9 protein-coding genes are annotated in these 15,030 nt (G+C 69.3%); 7 read left to right on the forward strand and 2 right to left on the reverse strand.

Annotated elements, in window-relative coordinates; all coding sequences use genetic code 11:
* Positions 1–74 precede the first annotated feature (74 nt).
* The gene (locus AC3A6Y_RS16740; RefSeq protein ID WP_487869358.1) at positions 75–827 is read left to right on the forward strand and encodes an anti-sigma factor; all 753 of its coding nucleotides are present in this window, start codon (positions 75–77) and stop codon (positions 825–827) included.
* A gap of 84 nt (positions 828–911) precedes the next feature.
* Positions 912–1,679, forward strand: a complete 768-nt coding sequence (locus AC3A6Y_RS16745; RefSeq protein WP_487869359.1) for an SGNH/GDSL hydrolase family protein — start codon at positions 912–914, stop codon at positions 1,677–1,679.
* Here AC3A6Y_RS16745 and opgC read toward each other — a convergent pair.
* A complete protein-coding gene (gene opgC, locus AC3A6Y_RS16750; RefSeq protein WP_487869360.1) occupies positions 1,643–2,797 on the reverse strand; it encodes an OpgC domain-containing protein in 1,155 nt (384 codons plus the stop codon). The two genes, AC3A6Y_RS16745 and opgC, sit on opposite strands and share 37 nt — an antisense overlap.
* Before the next feature lie 42 nt (positions 2,798–2,839).
* Positions 2,840–4,081 (reverse strand): glycosyltransferase family 4 protein, encoded by a 1,242-nt coding sequence (locus tag AC3A6Y_RS16755; protein ID WP_487869361.1) that lies wholly within the window; start codon positions 4,079–4,081, stop codon positions 2,840–2,842.
* A gap of 86 nt (positions 4,082–4,167) precedes the next feature.
* On the opposite strand from AC3A6Y_RS16755, the gene AC3A6Y_RS16760 reads away from it, so the two are divergent.
* From AC3A6Y_RS16760 to coaE, 5 genes are all read left to right on the forward strand, one after another.
* Positions 4,168–10,209 (forward strand): alpha-2-macroglobulin family protein, encoded by a 6,042-nt coding sequence (locus tag AC3A6Y_RS16760; RefSeq protein ID WP_487869956.1) that lies wholly within the window; start codon positions 4,168–4,170, stop codon positions 10,207–10,209.
* Positions 10,210–10,459: 250 nt separating this feature from the next.
* The gene (gene pilB, locus AC3A6Y_RS16765; protein WP_487869362.1) at positions 10,460–12,193 is read left to right on the forward strand and encodes a type IV-A pilus assembly ATPase PilB; all 1,734 of its coding nucleotides are present in this window, start codon (positions 10,460–10,462) and stop codon (positions 12,191–12,193) included.
* A 15-nt stretch (positions 12,194–12,208) separates the two neighbouring features.
* Entirely contained in the window at positions 12,209–13,438 is a 1,230-nt protein-coding gene (locus tag AC3A6Y_RS16770) for a type II secretion system F family protein (RefSeq protein ID WP_487869363.1), read from the forward strand.
* Positions 13,438–14,403: a prepilin peptidase gene (locus AC3A6Y_RS16775; protein ID WP_487869364.1), complete on the forward strand. Its 966-nt coding sequence runs from the start codon at positions 13,438–13,440 to the stop codon at positions 14,401–14,403. The genes AC3A6Y_RS16770 and AC3A6Y_RS16775 overlap by 1 nt, the downstream gene beginning before the upstream one ends.
* Positions 14,361–14,999: a dephospho-CoA kinase gene (gene coaE / locus AC3A6Y_RS16780; protein WP_487869365.1), complete on the forward strand. Its 639-nt coding sequence runs from the start codon at positions 14,361–14,363 to the stop codon at positions 14,997–14,999. The genes AC3A6Y_RS16775 and coaE overlap by 43 nt, the downstream gene beginning before the upstream one ends.
* Positions 15,000–15,030: the final 31 nt, after the last annotated feature.

Raw genomic sequence — 15,030 nt, forward strand, 5'->3', positions numbered from 1 at the left:
CGCCGGAACCGCTCCCAGCTCGAGCAGCACCGCAGTGCGCAGCACGAAGGTGCGCCATCAACGGCCACATCGCCATGAACCTCTCCGCCCATCCCGAGCTGCTGGATCTGCTGGCCGCGAGCCACGCACTGGGGACCCTGCGCGGCGGCGCGCGAAGGCGCTTCGAGGCCCTGGCGCGCGAGCAGGCGCCGGTGCGGGCCGCTGCGCTGGTCTGGCAGAGCCGGCTCGCCGGCATGGCCGAGCTCCAATCGCCGGTGGTGCCGGATGCGGCCGTGTGGACCCGCATCCGCAACCTGATCGCTGCCGAGCAGGAGCGGGGAGCCATCGCACGCCGGCGCACGCCGCCGCCGCCCGAGGCGCCCGCGCGCGGCGGCTGGCTGCGCAGCCTCGCACTGTGGCGCAGCGCCGCAGCGGCCGGCGCGCTCGCCACCGTGGTGGCCGCTTTCGTCGGCGTCAACCTGAGCGAGCAACTGCGCAATGCGCCGGCCGTTCAGTACGTGGCCGTGCTGTCGGACGAGCAGGCCACCGCCTCGATGCTCGTGACCTTCGATCCCAAGAAGCGCCAGCTGGTGCTGCAGCGCGTCGGCGGCTATCGCGAGAGCGAGGACAAGTCGCTGCAGCTGTGGGCGTTGCCGCCCGGCGGCGCACCGCGTTCGCTGGGCGTGCTGGGCCGCGACCCGGCGCTCAGGCTGACCGCGCAGGAAGCCGACGTGCGCTCGGTCCCGGCGCTGGCCATCAGCCTCGAGCCCAAGGGCGGCGTGCCCAGCGAGCGCGGGCCGACCGGGCCGGTGCTGTTCAAGGGCGCGCTGATCGAAAAGACCCTTTGAGGACCGTTAACATCCTGCGACGCATGGGCGGGGACCCGACCGCATGATGAGGTCGAAGGTCCTCTCTCGAACTTGATGCTTGTGATGAACGTTGCTCCCGCCGCCAGGGCGGCTCGCCGAGCCCTGTTGCCCATCGCGCTGTCGCTCGCAGCGTGCGCCTCGCAGGCCCAGTCCACCAGCGCTGCCGAAACCCCCTCCCCTGCCTACCTGGCAGCGCAGACACGCTGGCGCAGCGAGCTTTCGGCCTTCGATGCCGCCGACCGCCAGCAGTGGCCCAGCGAGGGCGGCGTGGTCTTCGTCGGCAGCTCCACCATCCGTTTGTGGACTCGCCTGGCACAGGACTTTCCGCAACTGCCGGTGGTCATCAACCGGGGCTTCGGCGGCTCGACCATGGCCGACTGCAGCTTCTTCGCGCGCGAGCTGGTGCTGCGCTACAAGCCGCGCCATGTGCTGGTCTACGCCGGCGACAACGACCTGGCCGAGGGCCGCACGCCGATCCAGATCCTGGAAAGCTTCGCCCAGTTCGCCAACACCGTGCGCGCGGAGCTGCCCGAGGCGCGCATCAGCTACGTCTCGATCAAGCCCAGCCCCTCGCGCGAGAAGCTGCTGCCGCGGATGCGCGAGACCAACGACATCATTGCCGCCTATCTCCGGCGGCTGCCGAACAGCGACTACATCGACGTCTTCACGCCCATGATGGGCGCGGACGGGCGCCCGCGGCCCGAGCTGTTCCGCGGCGACCAGCTGCATCTCAACGACGAAGGCTACCGGCTGTGGCGCTCGGTCATCGGCGCGCAATTGGCGCGGCCCGTGGATCAGGCCGAGCTGTCGATCGTGCCGGCGTCGCGGTAGCCGAGCCGCGCGCGCCGCCGCGCGCCCCACCAGAGCGCCGCCCGGGCCACGCCATAGAGCCCGGCGAACACCAGGGCCAGCAGCAGCAGATCGCCCCACCAGGGCCGCGCGGTCTGGCTGTCGCCGTAGACAGCCAGCACCAGCAGCACCGCGACCAGGTGCGCGCAGAACACCGGCAGCGAAGCCGAGCCCATGGCCTCCAGCGCGTGCAGGCGCGGCAAGCGCCGCATGAGCGCCGGCCCGAAGCGCACCGTGACGATGCCCAGCACCGCGAGGTTGAAGATGCGCAGCGGCCCGAGCTGCCACTTGTCGAACAGGAGGTTCATCTCCTCGTCGCCGCCGAAGGGCGCCTGGCCGTGGATGCCATGGTGCCGCCACCAGAGCCCGTAGAGCGCTGCGCCCACCGCAAGCGCAACCAGCGACGCAGGGAAGCGGAAGGGCTCGGCATCGGGCGCGTGCCGGCTGGCGCCCATCCACAGCCCCGCGAACCACAGGAACTGCCAGGCGAAGGCATTGAAGGCGCCCATCTCGCGGAAGGGCACGGGCAGGTGCAGGTAATGCACCGCCAGCCCGTACAGCCCTTCGCTGAAGCCGAACTGCGCCAACCCCCACAGCGCCGCGCTGGACGCCATCACGCCGGTCCAGCCGTGGCGCAGCGCGAAGGAGAGCACCCACGGGCTCATGAGCATGAAGAAGATGTACATCGGCAGGATGTCGAGCAGCGCCGGCTCGTACACCAGCAGCAGCGAATAGCCGAAGCCCTCGAGCGGATGCGCAAGGTAGAAGGACAGCAGGTTCTTTACCGCCGGCTGGTCGATGCGCAGGCCCACCCGCGTGATGATGGTGAAGAGAAACAACAGCGTCGCCGCCTGCGCCAGGTAGACCTTGAGCGCGCGCTGCCAGAAGGCCCGGCGCATCGCGTCGACGCCGCGGCGGTCGCTGATGCGGGTGTAGACCAGGCCCGCGACGAAGGCTGAGAGCAGCACGAAGCCCTCGGCCGCCGAGACGAAGCCGAAGGGCTGCCCCAGCGGATCGGTGAACCGCGTGGGCAGGTGGGTGAAGGTCATCAGCACGAGCATGAGCCCGCGCAGTGCGTCGATTTCCCGGTAGCGCTTCATGGGGGCAGGCACCCGGCGTATGCGGCGGGGCCGCTGTCGGTGCTACGCCAGCTTGCGGATGGCGTCGATCACGACCTCGCTGTACTTCTTCCAGGTGTAGCTGGCCGCATGCCGCACGGCCGCCTCGCTCATGGCCGGAAGTTCCTGCCGGTTCTGGTTGAACCAGGCGAGCTTCTCGGCGATCTTCTCGGGCGAGCGGATCGGCACCAGGAAGCCGGTCTTGCCCTCGATCACGAGGTCGTCGCCGCCGGTGTTGGGCGTGATCACGATCGGCAGGCCCTGGCTCATCGCCTCCTGCATCACCAGCGCGCGGCCTTCGTAGAGCGAGGGCAGGCAGAACACGTCGCAGCTGCGCATCAGGGCCAGCACCTCGGCATGCGGACGCCCCTTCTCGAGGGTGAAGTCGGCGTACTGGCCGCGGTAGAAGGCGGGCTCGTTGAGCAGCGAGCCCATCACGACCAGCTCGATGTTCTCGCCCTTGAGCAGGTGCATGGCCTGGAACAGGTCGCCTAGGCCCTTGCGCTGCCCCATCGAGCCCACGAAGAGCACGCGCAGCGGCTTCGAGGGGTCGACCGCCTTGCGCGCGGGCGCGATCGGCGGCAGCGGCGAGCCGAAGGGCGACAGCACCCGGGCCTTCTGCCCGGCCCAGTCCGGCAGCGAATCGGCCACGAAGCGGCTGGGCACCACCACGAGGTCGGCCAGCTCGAGCTCGCGCGCCTTGCGCTCCAGCTTGGCCGGCGAATCGGCCATGCCGCCACCCAGGGCATGGGCCCAGGCCGGGAGGCGCTGCACCTCTTCTTCCATCAGCTTGCGGCCGACCTCCCAGTAGGAGATGGGCAGGTCGTACACGCATTTCAGGCCCAGGTCCTTGGCGGCCCGGAAGGTGTCGAGCGCGGAGTCTTCGTAGGTGTACACCGCCCCGAGGCCGAGGCGCTGGTGCAGCCGCGGCAGGGCGCGGGCGCTGAAGCGGTCGAAGTCCTGCAGCACCCCGTCGATGGAGGCGAAGCCCTGCTCGTGGCGCAGCCAGTAGTTCCAGCCGGCCCGGGAGCAGACGGCGCGCGCCAGCTCGCGCCAGGGGTGCTGAAGAATCTTCTCGCGCGGGACGTTGAAGCGCCGCCGCAGCAGGTCGCGGCTCAGGCCCTGGGGCACCAGCTTCAGGGCCACGTTGTCCGGCTCGACCGCCAGGGTGGTCGTGAAACGCGCGAGCATTCCGGCGGCCTCCAGCCCGTCGAGCATGGCGCGCACGTTCTGGTTGCCTGCGGGGTGGCTGAACAGCAGTTTCATATCGATCGATCATAGTGGACGCCTGCGGCGCTCCAGAGTTGCGCTACCCTGCGCACCCGAAGGAGAAGCCCTTGAAAACGAGAACAATGACGCGGACCTTTGCAGCCGCCGCCCTGCCCCTTTTTTGCAGCCTCGGCGCCCATGCGCTGCAGATCGCCAGCCTCACGCCGCAGGGTGAGGTGGCCCGGGTCCGGCAAGTGGTCGCGAAGTTCGACCAGGCGGCCGTCAACTTCGGCGATCCCAAGGCACCCGCCCCGCTCGCCGTCAGCTGCAGCGACGCGCAGGCCGGCAAGGGCACCGGCCGGTGGACCGGCGAGAAGCAGTGGGTCTGGGACTTCGAGAACGACCTGCCGCCGGGCGTGCGCTGCACGGTCACGCGGGTCGCGGGCTTCAAGTCGGCCTCCGGGGCGGAGCTGACGGGGCCGGAGCGCTACCAGTTCTCGAGCGGCGGCCCCTTCGTGCGCCACTGGCAGCCCGGCTACGGCAAGATCGACGAAGAGCAGCAGTTCATGCTGGAGCTCAACGGACCGGCCACGCTGGAGAGCGTGCGCGACAACATCTGGTGCCAGGCCGACGGCCTGGGCGAGCGCATTCCGGTGCGGCTGGTCGAGGGTGCGCAGCGCCAGGCCCTGCTCAAGGCCTTCGGCCGCGACAAGGAAGCCGAGAAGACGCCGCTGCGCTTCGTCACGCTGCAGTGCAATCGCCGGCTGAGCCCGGGCGGGCGCCTGCAGCTGGTCTACGGCAAGGGCGTGGCCACGCCCTCCGGCATCGCCAACGCGGTCGAGCGGCGCCTGAACTTCGAGGTGCGCGAGCCCTTCGCGGTCTCCTTCAGCTGCGAGCGCGAGAACGCGCAGTCGGCCTGCCTGCCGCTCAAGCCGATGGTGTTGCAGTTCAACGCGCCGGTGGCGCGCAAGCTGGCGGCGCAGATCACCCTGCAAGGCGGGGGCAAGAACCTCAAGCCCAAGTTCGACGACGAGAGCACGTCCCAGGACGAGGATGCCGTGGTCGATTCGGTGAGCTTCCCGCCGCCTTTCGCCGAGCAGACGCCTTTCACCATCACGCTCCCGGCCAGGTTCGAGGACGCCTCCGGCCGCGCCGTGGCGTCGCCGGACAGCTTTCCCCTGAAGGTCGCGACCGGCGCCATGCCGCCGCTGGCCAAGTTCGCGGCCTCGCCCTTCGGCGTGGTCGAGCGGCTGGCCGAGCCCGGCGGCACGGCGCTGATGCCGGTCACGGTGCGGCGCGTCGAGCCCGCGCTGCAGGTGCAGGCGCTGACGCCCGGCAAGGTCAGCGACATGAGCCCGAAGACCGACGCGGACATCATTGCCTGGTTCCGCAAGGTGCGGCGCTACGACAGCAACTACACGATCACGCGCGACCAGGCGGCGCGCGACGTCAAGGGCGCGCTCCCCAAGGTGATCGACAAGGACGAGCGCGACAACGTCCAGACCCGCATGGTCTCGCTGCTCGGCGGCCAGGCCGGCGTGAAGACCCTCGACATGCCCAAGGCCGAAGGCGGCGACCCCCGGCCCTTCGAGGTGATCGGCATCCCGCTCACGCCGGGGTTCCACGTGCTGGAGATCGCCTCGCAGAAGCTGGGCGACACGCTGCTGGACGAGCGCTACGGCGCCGGCCGCACGATGTATGTGCGCACCACGGCGCTGGCCACCAACCTGGCGGTGCATTTCAAGCTGGGCCGCGAGAACGCGCTCGCGTGGGTCACGACGCTGGACAAGGGCAAGGTGGTGGCCAATGCCGCAGTGCGCGTCTCGGACTGCAACGGCAAGGAGGTCGCGGCCGGCACCACCGATGCGCGCGGCCTGGTGCAGCTGGCGGGCATCCCGCCCAACCCGCCGAGCTGTTCCAGCGAGGAGGACTACGGCAGCGACGCCTGGTTCGTCAGCGCCCGCGCCAAGGACGAGGCCGGCGTCGAAGACCTCGCCTTCACCTGGAGCGACTGGCAGCGCGGCATCGAGCCCTGGCGCTTCAACGTGCCCACCAGCCTGGAGCCGGAGCCCGACCGCGTGGCGCACACCATCTTCGACCGCACGCTGCTGCGCGCCGGCGAGACGGTGTCGATGAAGCACCTGATCCGCACCCAGACCCGCGCGGGCTTCGGGTTGCCGAAGACGCTGCCCGACACGCTGGTCGTGACGCACGTGGGCAGCGGCCAGCAGTACACCCAGCCGCTCCAGTGGCGCAAGACCGCCACCGGCGGCCGGAGCGGCGAGAACACCTTCGCGATCCCGCCGGCGGCCAAGCTCGGCCTCTACCAGGTCGAGCTGCGCAACGGCAAGGACGGCAGCGCCGGCGACGACGAAGACGGCGGCCGGCGCAGCGTCGGCACCGGCCAGTTCCGCGTCGAGGAGTTCCGCCTGCCGGTGCTGGAGGGCCGCATCGCGCCGACCGAGAAGAAGCCGCTGGTGGCTGCGACCTCGCTGCCCACCGACGTGCAGATCAACTACGTGGCCGGCGGCGGCGCCGCCCACCTGCCGGTGCGCGTGTCGGCCGCGGTGCGGGCCAAGAGCCTGGCCTTTGCCGACTTCGACGGCTTCAGCTTCGCGCCGCCGCGCAAGGACGGGACGGACGCGACCGATGCCGAGGACGTGGATTCCGCCTCGCAGGCGTTGCGCGTGGTGGCCGACAAGCTGCCGCTCACGCTCGACAAGGAGGGCGCGGGCAAGCTCACCATCGAGAAGATTCCGCTCGCCAAGGCGACGCCGCGCGAGCTGCTGCTCGAAGCCACCTACGCCGATCCGAACGGCGAGGTGCAGACGCTGCGCAGCGTGCAGGCGCTGTGGCCCGCGGCCGTGATCGCCGGCGTGAAGACCGAAGGCTGGGTCTCGACCGGCCAGAAGCTGAAGTTCCAGGCCCTGGCCCTGGACCTCGCCGGCAAGCCGCAAGAAGGCGTGACGCTCAACGTGCGCGCCATCGCGCGCATCACCACCACCAGCCGCAAGCGCATGGTGGGCGGCTTCTACACCTACGACAACAAGACCGAGGTGAAGGAGATCGGCACGGTCTGCAGCGGCAAGAGCGATGCGCGCGGCCTGCTGCTGTGCGAGGCCGAGCTCAAGGAGTCCGGCCAGGTCGAGCTGATCGCCAGCGCCACCGACAAGGACGGGCGCGACAGCCGCGCCGCGAGCTCGGTCTACGTCACGAAGCAGGGCGAGCTGTGGTTCGGCGGCGAGGACCACGACCGCATCGACGTCCTGCCCGAGAAGAAGAACTACCAGCCCGGCGAGACCGCCCGCTTCCAGGTGCGCAGCCCGTTCCGCTTCGCGACGGCGCTGGTGTCGGTCGAGCGCGAGGGCGTGATCGAGACACAGGTCGTGCGGCTCGACGGCAAGGACCCGACGGTCACGCTGCAGGTCAAGCCCGAATGGGGGCCCAACGCCTACGTGAGCGTGCTCGCGCTGCGCGGTCGCCTGCGCGAGGTGCCGTGGTACAGCTTCTTCACCTGGGGCTTCAAGGCGCCGCGCGAGTGGTGGACCGCCTTCTGGTACGAGGGCAAGGAATACGTGGCGCCGACCGCGCTGGTCGACCTCAGCAAGCCGGCCTTCCGGCTCGGGTTGGCCGAGATCCGCGTCGGCGCGCAGGCGCACCGGCTCGACGTGAAGGTGGCGAGCGACAAGCCCAGCTACCCGGTGCGCGGCAAGGCGCTGGTCACGATCTCGGCCAGGCTGCCGGATGGCAAGCCCGCCGCGGGCGCCGAGGTGGCGCTGGCGGCGGTCGACCAGGCCCTGCTGGAGCTGATGCCCAACGACAGCTGGAAGCTGCTCGAGGCCATGCTGCAGCGGCGCAGCTGGGGCGTCTCCACGTCCACCGCGCAGATGGAGATCGTGGGCCGCCGGCATTACGGCCGCAAGGCGGTGCCGGCCGGCGGCGGAGGCGGCAAGGGCCCGACGCGCGAGCTGCTCGACACCCTGCTGCTGTGGAATCCGGCCGTGGTGCTGGACGCCAACGGCCAGGCCACGGTGACGGTGCCGCTCAACGATGCGCTGACCACCTTCAGGATCGTCGCCGTGGCGGATGCCGGCACGGGCCTGTTCGGCACCGGCCAGGCCTCGATCCAGGCCACGCAGGACCTGCAGATCGTCAGTGGCCTGCCGCCGCTGGTGCGCGAGGACGACCAGTTTCGAGCGCAGATCACGCTGCGCAACACCACGGCGAAGGCGATGAAGGTGGAGGCGGCGCTGTCGGAGCCGAGCGCCGCGCCGGGCCGCCCCAAGCAAGCGAGCGCCCTCCCGGGGGGCAGCGATGTACACGCAGTGACGAGCGTGGGGGCCGTACTTGCTCCGCAGACGGTCGAGATCCCTGCTGGCGAGGCCCGCGAGCTGGCCTGGATGGTGACCGCGCCGGCCCAGTTCGCGCAGACGCGCACCGAGGCCCTGCTGTGGGAGATCGAGGCCAAGGACCAGATCGGCGGCGCGCGCGACGCGCTCAAGGTGCGCCAGCGCATCGTGCCGGCCGTGCCGCTCACGGTGCAGCAGGCCAAGCTCGTGCAGCTGGACGGCCCCTTCACCCTCGACGTCGCGCCGCCGGCGGACGCCCTGCCCGGCCGCGGCGGGCTCAAGCTCTCGCTGCAGCCGCGGCTGGCCGAGGGCCTGACCGGCGTTCGCGACTGGTTCGCCAACTACCCCTACGCATGCCTGGAACAGAAGACCAGCAAGGCCATCGGACTGCGAGACGGCAAGGCCTGGCAGACGGTGGTCGCGCAGTTGCCGAGCTACCTGGACGGGGACGGCCTGGCCAACTACTTCCCGCCGCGCGACGGCGAGGCCAACCGCGGCAGCGACATCCTCACGGCCTACCTGCTCGCCGCCACCCACGAGGCGGCCGCGCTCGATACGGCCTTCGCCCTGCCCGACGCGGCACGGGCGCCGATGGAACAGGGGCTGATCGCGTTCGTCGAAGGCCGCATCCAGCGCGAGTTCTGGAGCCCTCGCAAAGACCTGGACGTGCGCAAGCTTGCAGCCCTGGAAGCGCTCTCGCGCTACGGCAAGGTGCAGGGCCGCATGACCGGCAGCATCGCGATCGCGCCCAACCAGTGGCCGACCGGCGCGGTGCTCGACTGGATCAACATCCTCAAGCGCGTGCCCGACGTGCCGCAGCGCCAGCAGCGGCTCGAGGAGGCGAACAACGTGCTGAAGGCGCGCCTGAGCTACCAGGGCACCAGGCTGGTCTTCAGCACCGAGCGCGAGGACTACTGGTGGTGGCTGATGGCCAATGGCGACGTCAACACCGCGCGCCTGTTGCTCACCGCGCTGGACGACCCGGCGTGGAAGGACGACATCGGCCGGCTCGCCGTCGGCTTCATCGGCCGCCAGCAGAATGGCGCCTGGCACACGACCACGGCCAACCTCTGGGGCGGCCTGGCGCTCGAGAAGTTCTCGAAGCAGGTCGAGAGCGTGCCGGTCACGGGCGTCACCGCGGCCAACCTGGGCGGCGTCAAGGCCCAGGTGGACTGGAGCAAGGTCGAGCGCATCAAGGCCGGCGACCCCGCCGGCGCGCCCCACCAGCGCAGTGCGTTCGGCGCGCCCGCCGCCCCCGGCAACCTGCGCAACAACAGCATGTTCCTGCCCTGGCCGGCGGCAGCGGCGCCGCGCGACACGCTGCTGGTCACGCAGAGCGGCAGCGGCAAGCCGTGGCTCACGCTGCAGTCCATCGCGGCGGTCCAGCTGAAAGCGCCGTTCGCGGCCGGTTATGCGATCAAGAAGACCATCGCGCCGGTCGAGCAGGCGGTCCAGGGCGTCTACACGCGCGGCGACGTGCTGCGCGTCAGCCTGGAGGTCAATGCCAGCGCCGACATGACCTGGGTCGCGATCACCGACCCGATCCCGGGCGGCGCCACCATCCTGGGCGGCGGGCTGGGCCGCGACTCGCAGATCGCGACCCAGGGCGAGAAGCGTTCGGGCGCCGGCTGGCCGGCCTTCGAGGAGCGCAGCTTCGAGGCCTTCCGCAGCTACTACGAGTACCTGCCCAAGGGCGTGGTCAAGATGGAATACACGGTGCGGCTGAACAACGTGGGCGAGTTCGCATTGCCGCCCAGCCGGGTCGAAGCCTTGTATGCGCCCGAGATGTTCGGGGAGCTCCCGAACGAGCGGGTGAAAGTGCAGGCGGCAAGATAGCGGGGCGCAAACACTCGCCTCGAACGACGAGGCGGCAGCCCGGTTTAGGCCTAAACTGGCGCCTCGTTTCGAGTGCTGAAAGTGGGGAATTTTCAGCAGAAGCCATTGACCCGAAGGCATTCATTTCGACGCGTCTTCCGGCTGCAAGTGCAAAATGCTCCGCACCCCGGGCCGGTGGCGCGGTTTACAGCCCCTGGGTGATCGGCGATGATCGGGACGCATTTTTTCACGTCTTGTTACATTCCACTGAATGGCTGCCGCTGAACCTCTCATCAAAGAAAGCTCGTCCATCGCCCTGCCCGGGCTGGCGCGGGCCTTGATCTCCGCCGGCAAGCTGCCGGCGAAGACAGCGGAGGAGATCTACCAGAAGTCGCTCAGTGGGCGCAGCAGCTTTATTGCCGAGCTGACCGGCACCGGCGCCGTCTCGGCGGCCGATCTCGCCCATACCCTGTCGAGCGCCTTCGGCGCCCCCCTGCTCGACCTCGATGCGATCGACCCGCAGCGCCTGCCCAAGGACCTGCTGGACTCGAAGCTGTGCCAGGCCTATCGGGTCGTGGTGCTGAGCAAGCGGAACAATCGTCTCATTGTTGCAACAGCCGACCCCTCCGATCAGCAGGCGGCCGAAAAAATAAAGTTCGCCTCGCAAATGGGCGTGGACTGGGTGGTCGCCGAGTACGACAAGCTCTCCCGCATGATCGAGGCGGCGGCGGCCAGTGCCGCCGAAACCATCGACAGCATCGTCGGCGCCGAGTTCGAGTTCGACGATTCCTCCATCGCCGAAAGCGCCGACGCGAACGAAGCGGCCGTCGCCGAGGTCGAGGACGCACCGGTCGTCCGCTTCCTGCACAAGATGCTGCTCGACGCCTTCAGCATGCGCGCATCGGACATCCACTTCGAGCCTTACGAGCACCAGTACCGGGTGCGCTTCCGGGTCGACGGCGAGCTGCGCGAGATCGCGACGCCGCCCACGGTCATCAAGGACAAGCTGGCCTCGCGCATCAAGGTGATCTCGCGCCTGGACATCTCCGAGAAACGCGTCCCGCAGGACGGCCGCATGAAGCTCAAGATCGGCCCCGACCGGGTGATCGACTTTCGCGTCAGCACCCTGCCCACGCTGTTCGGCGAAAAGATCGTGGTGCGTATCCTCGACCCGAGCAGCGCGCGCCTGGGCATCGACGCCCTGGGCTACGACCCTGACGAGAAAGAGCGGCTGCTGCAGGCCATCGGCCGTCCCTACGGCATGGTGCTGGTCACCGGGCCGACGGGCTCGGGCAAGACGGTGTCGCTCTACACCTGCCTGAACCTGCTGAACAAGCCGGGCGTCAACATCGCCACGGCCGAGGACCCGTCCGAAATCAACCTGCCCGGCGTCAACCAGGTCAACGTCAACGACAAGGCGGGCCTGACCTTCGCGACCGCGCTGCGCGCCTTCCTGCGCCAGGACCCGGACATCATCATGGTCGGCGAAATCCGCGACCTGGAAACCGCCGACATCTCGATCAAGGCCGCGCAGACCGGTCACTTGGTCCTGTCCACCCTGCACACCAACGACGCCCCGACCACGCTGACGCGGATGCGCAACATGGGCATCGCGCCCTTCAACATCGCCTCCAGCGTGATCCTGATCACCGCGCAGCGGCTGGCGCGCCGCCTGTGCACCGTGTGCAAGGCGCCGGCCGAGGTGCCCAAGGAAGCGCTGCTCGAAGCCGGCTTCCGGGACCGCGAGATCGACGGCACCTGGAAGCCCTACAAGCCCGTCGGCTGCTCGGCCTGCAACGGCGGCTACAAGGGCCGCGTCGGCATCTATCAGGTGATGCCGATCTCCGAGGAAATCCAGAAGATCATCCTGCGCGACGGAAGCGCGCTGGAGATCGCCCGTCAGTCCGAGGCCGAGGGCGTGCGCTCCCTGCGCCAGTCCGGACTCCGGAAGGTCATGCAGGGCCTGACTTCGCTCGAGGAAGTGCTCGCGGTCACCAACGAATAGAGAAGCAGATATCGAATGGCAACGACAGCAGCATCCTCAGCCCGCGCGGCGCTCAAGGAATTCGTCTTCGAATGGGAAGGCAAGGACCGCAATGGCAAGGTGGTGCGCGGAGAGATCCGCGCCGCCGGCGAGAACCAGGTCCAGGCCGCGCTGCGGCGCCAGGGCGTGCTGGCCTCCAAGATCAAGAAGCGGCGCATGCGCGCCGGCAAGGCCATCAAGCCCAAGGACATCGCCATCTTCACGCGCCAGCTGGCGACCATGATGAAGGCCGGCGTCCCGCTGCTGCAGGCCTTCGACATCGTGGGCCGCGGCAATGCCAATCCGAGCGTGGCCAAGCTGCTCAACGACGTCCGCAGCGACGTGGAAACCGGCACCTCGCTGTCTTCCGCCTTCCGCAAGTTCCCCAGGTACTTCGACAACCTCTACTGCAACCTCGTCGAAGCCGGTGAGGCCGCGGGCATTCTGGAAGAGCTGCTCGACCGCCTGGCCACCTACATGGAGAAGACGGAGGCCATCAAGTCGAAGATCAAGTCGGCGCTGATGTACCCCACTTCGGTGATCGTGGTCGCCTTCGTGGTGGTGGCGATCATCATGATCTTCGTGATCCCGGCCTTCAAGCAGGTGTTCACCTCCTTCGGCGCCGACCTGCCCGCGCCGACGCTCTTCGTCATGGCGATGAGCGAGTTCTTCGTCGCCTACTGGTGGCTGATCTTCGGCGTGATCGGCGGCGGCCTCTACTTCTTCTTCCAGGCCTGGAAGCGCAACGAAAAGGTCCAGCGCTTCATGGACCGCCTGCTGCTGCGCCTGCCGATCTTCGGCACGCTGATCGACAAGTCGTGCGTCGCGCGCTGGACCCGCACCCTGGCCACCATGTTCGCCGCCGGCGTGCCGCTGGTCGAGGCGCTCGACTCGGTGGGCGGCGCCTCGGGCAACACGGTGTACAGCGATGCCACCGTCAAGATCCAGCAGGAGGTCTCGACCGGCACCAGCCTGACCATGGCCATGACCAACGCCAATCTCTTCCCCTCGATGGTGCTGCAGATGACCGCCATCGGCGAGGAATCGGGCTCCATCGACCACATGCTGGGCAAGGCGGCCGACTTCTACGAGTCGGAGGTCGACGACATGGTGGCGGGCCTGTCGAGCCTGATGGAGCCGATCATCATCGTGTTCCTCGGCGTGATCATCGGCGGCATCGTGGTCTCGATGTACCTGCCCATCTTCAAGCTCGGCCAGGTCGTCTGATGCTGCCGTCGCAGGCGGTCGACGCCGCACTGGCCGGCGTGCTGGGGTTGCTCGTCGGCAGTTTCCTCAACGTGGTGATCTACCGCACGCCCATGATGATGTACCGGCAATGGCTGGGCGAGGCCGTGGGCAACCTGATGAAGGTCGACGGCGTGCCTTCGCTGTGGAGCCTGGTGTTCGGCCCGAAGACGAACACGCCCCCCCCGCTCGAGGCAGCAGCCGGCGAAGCGGCCAAGGCCGTCGACGCCCTGCCCCCGTTCAGCCTGGCGCGTCCGGCCTCGCGCTGCGGTCACTGCGGCCACGCGATCCGCTGGTACGAGAACGTGCCGGTGCTCAGCTATCTCTTCCTGCGCGGCCGCTGCAGCGCCTGCAAGACAAGGATCAGTCCGCGCTACCCGCTGGTGGAAGTGGTCACGGGGGCGCTGTTCGCGCTTTGCGCCTGGCGCTACGGGCTGTCGCCGACCGCAGCGCTGTGGGCCGCTTTCGCGGCGCTCCTGGTCTGCCAGTTCCTGATCGACCTGGACACGCAGTACCTGCCGGACTCGCTCAACTATGCCCTGCTCTGGCTGGGCCTCATCGGCGCGGCCGCGGGGCTGACACGCGTGCCGCTGGCCTCCGCGGTGTGGGGTGCCGTGTTCGGCTACCTGAGCCTGTGGCTGGTCTACCACGCCTACCGCCTCGCCACCGGCAAGGAGGGCATGGGCTATGGCGACTTCAAGCTGCTGGCGGCCTTGGGCGCCTGGCTGGGTGCCGACTACCTCATTGCCATCGTGCTGGTGTCCTCTCTCGTGGGCGCCATCCTCGGCAGCCTGCTGCTGCTGGTCGGCAAGCTGGCCCACAAGGACGTCCCGATCTCCTTCGGCCCCTTCCTGGCAGGCGCCGGGCTCGTGTGCCTCGTCGCCGGGCCCGATACTGTGCGGCAATGGATCCCCTTCGCATTTCCCCTGGGCGCACTGACGTCCTGAGCCTGCGCATCGGCCTGACCGGCGGCATCGGCAGCGGCAAGAGCACGGTCGCGTCCATGCTGGTCGCGGGCGGCGCGACGCTGATCGACACCGACGCCATCGCGCGCGCCATCACCCTGCCGCAAGGTGCCGCGATGCCGGCGATCGCAGCCGCCTTCGGTCCCTCGGTCGTCGCCGCGGACGGCAGCATGGATCGCGCGAAGATGCGTGAGCTGGCGTTCGCCGACCCCACGGCCAAGCAACGGCTCGAGGCCATTCTTCACCCCGCGATCGGCGCCGAGTGCGAGGCCCAGGCGGCCGCTGCCGGTCCGGGCCTGGTCGTCTTCGACGTGCCCCTGCTGGTCGAATCGAGGCGCTGGCGCGCGCTGGTCGACCGCGTGCTGGTGGTCGACGCCACCGAAGAGACCCAGTTGCAGCGCGTGATCGCCCGCTCGGGCTGGACGCCGGAGGCGGTGCGCGCCGTCATCGCCCAGCAGGTGCCGCGCAGCGCCCGGCGTGCCGCCGCCGACGCGGTGATCTTCAACGAAACGCTCTCGCTCGAGGAACTCGCGCTGGAAGTCCGCGCTCTGCCCTGGCACCCCGCTGCCCAGCGATAATGCGGGGTTTGCTGCCCCCGGCGGCGGATCC

This window comes from Variovorax sp. Soil_C_17, assembly GCF_057657265.1.

Coding starts and splice junctions, on each gene's coding strand:
- AC3A6Y_RS16740 (WP_487869358.1), top strand. CDS start 75: ATGAACCTCTCCGCCCATCCCGAGCTGCTGGATCTGCTGGCCGCGAGC.
- AC3A6Y_RS16760 (WP_487869956.1), top strand. CDS start 4,168: ATGACGCGGACCTTTGCAGCCGCCGCCCTGCCCCTTTTTTGCAGCCTC.
- coaE (WP_487869365.1), top strand. CDS start 14,361: ATGGATCCCCTTCGCATTTCCCCTGGGCGCACTGACGTCCTGAGCCTG.
- pilB (WP_487869362.1), top strand. CDS start 10,460: ATGGCTGCCGCTGAACCTCTCATCAAAGAAAGCTCGTCCATCGCCCTG.
- opgC (WP_487869360.1), bottom strand. CDS start 2,797: ATGAAGCGCTACCGGGAAATCGACGCACTGCGCGGGCTCATGCTCGTG.
- AC3A6Y_RS16755 (WP_487869361.1), bottom strand. CDS start 4,081: ATGAAACTGCTGTTCAGCCACCCCGCAGGCAACCAGAACGTGCGCGCC.
- AC3A6Y_RS16770 (WP_487869363.1), top strand. CDS start 12,209: ATGGCAACGACAGCAGCATCCTCAGCCCGCGCGGCGCTCAAGGAATTC.
- AC3A6Y_RS16775 (WP_487869364.1), top strand. CDS start 13,438: ATGCTGCCGTCGCAGGCGGTCGACGCCGCACTGGCCGGCGTGCTGGGG.
- AC3A6Y_RS16745 (WP_487869359.1), top strand. CDS start 912: ATGAACGTTGCTCCCGCCGCCAGGGCGGCTCGCCGAGCCCTGTTGCCC.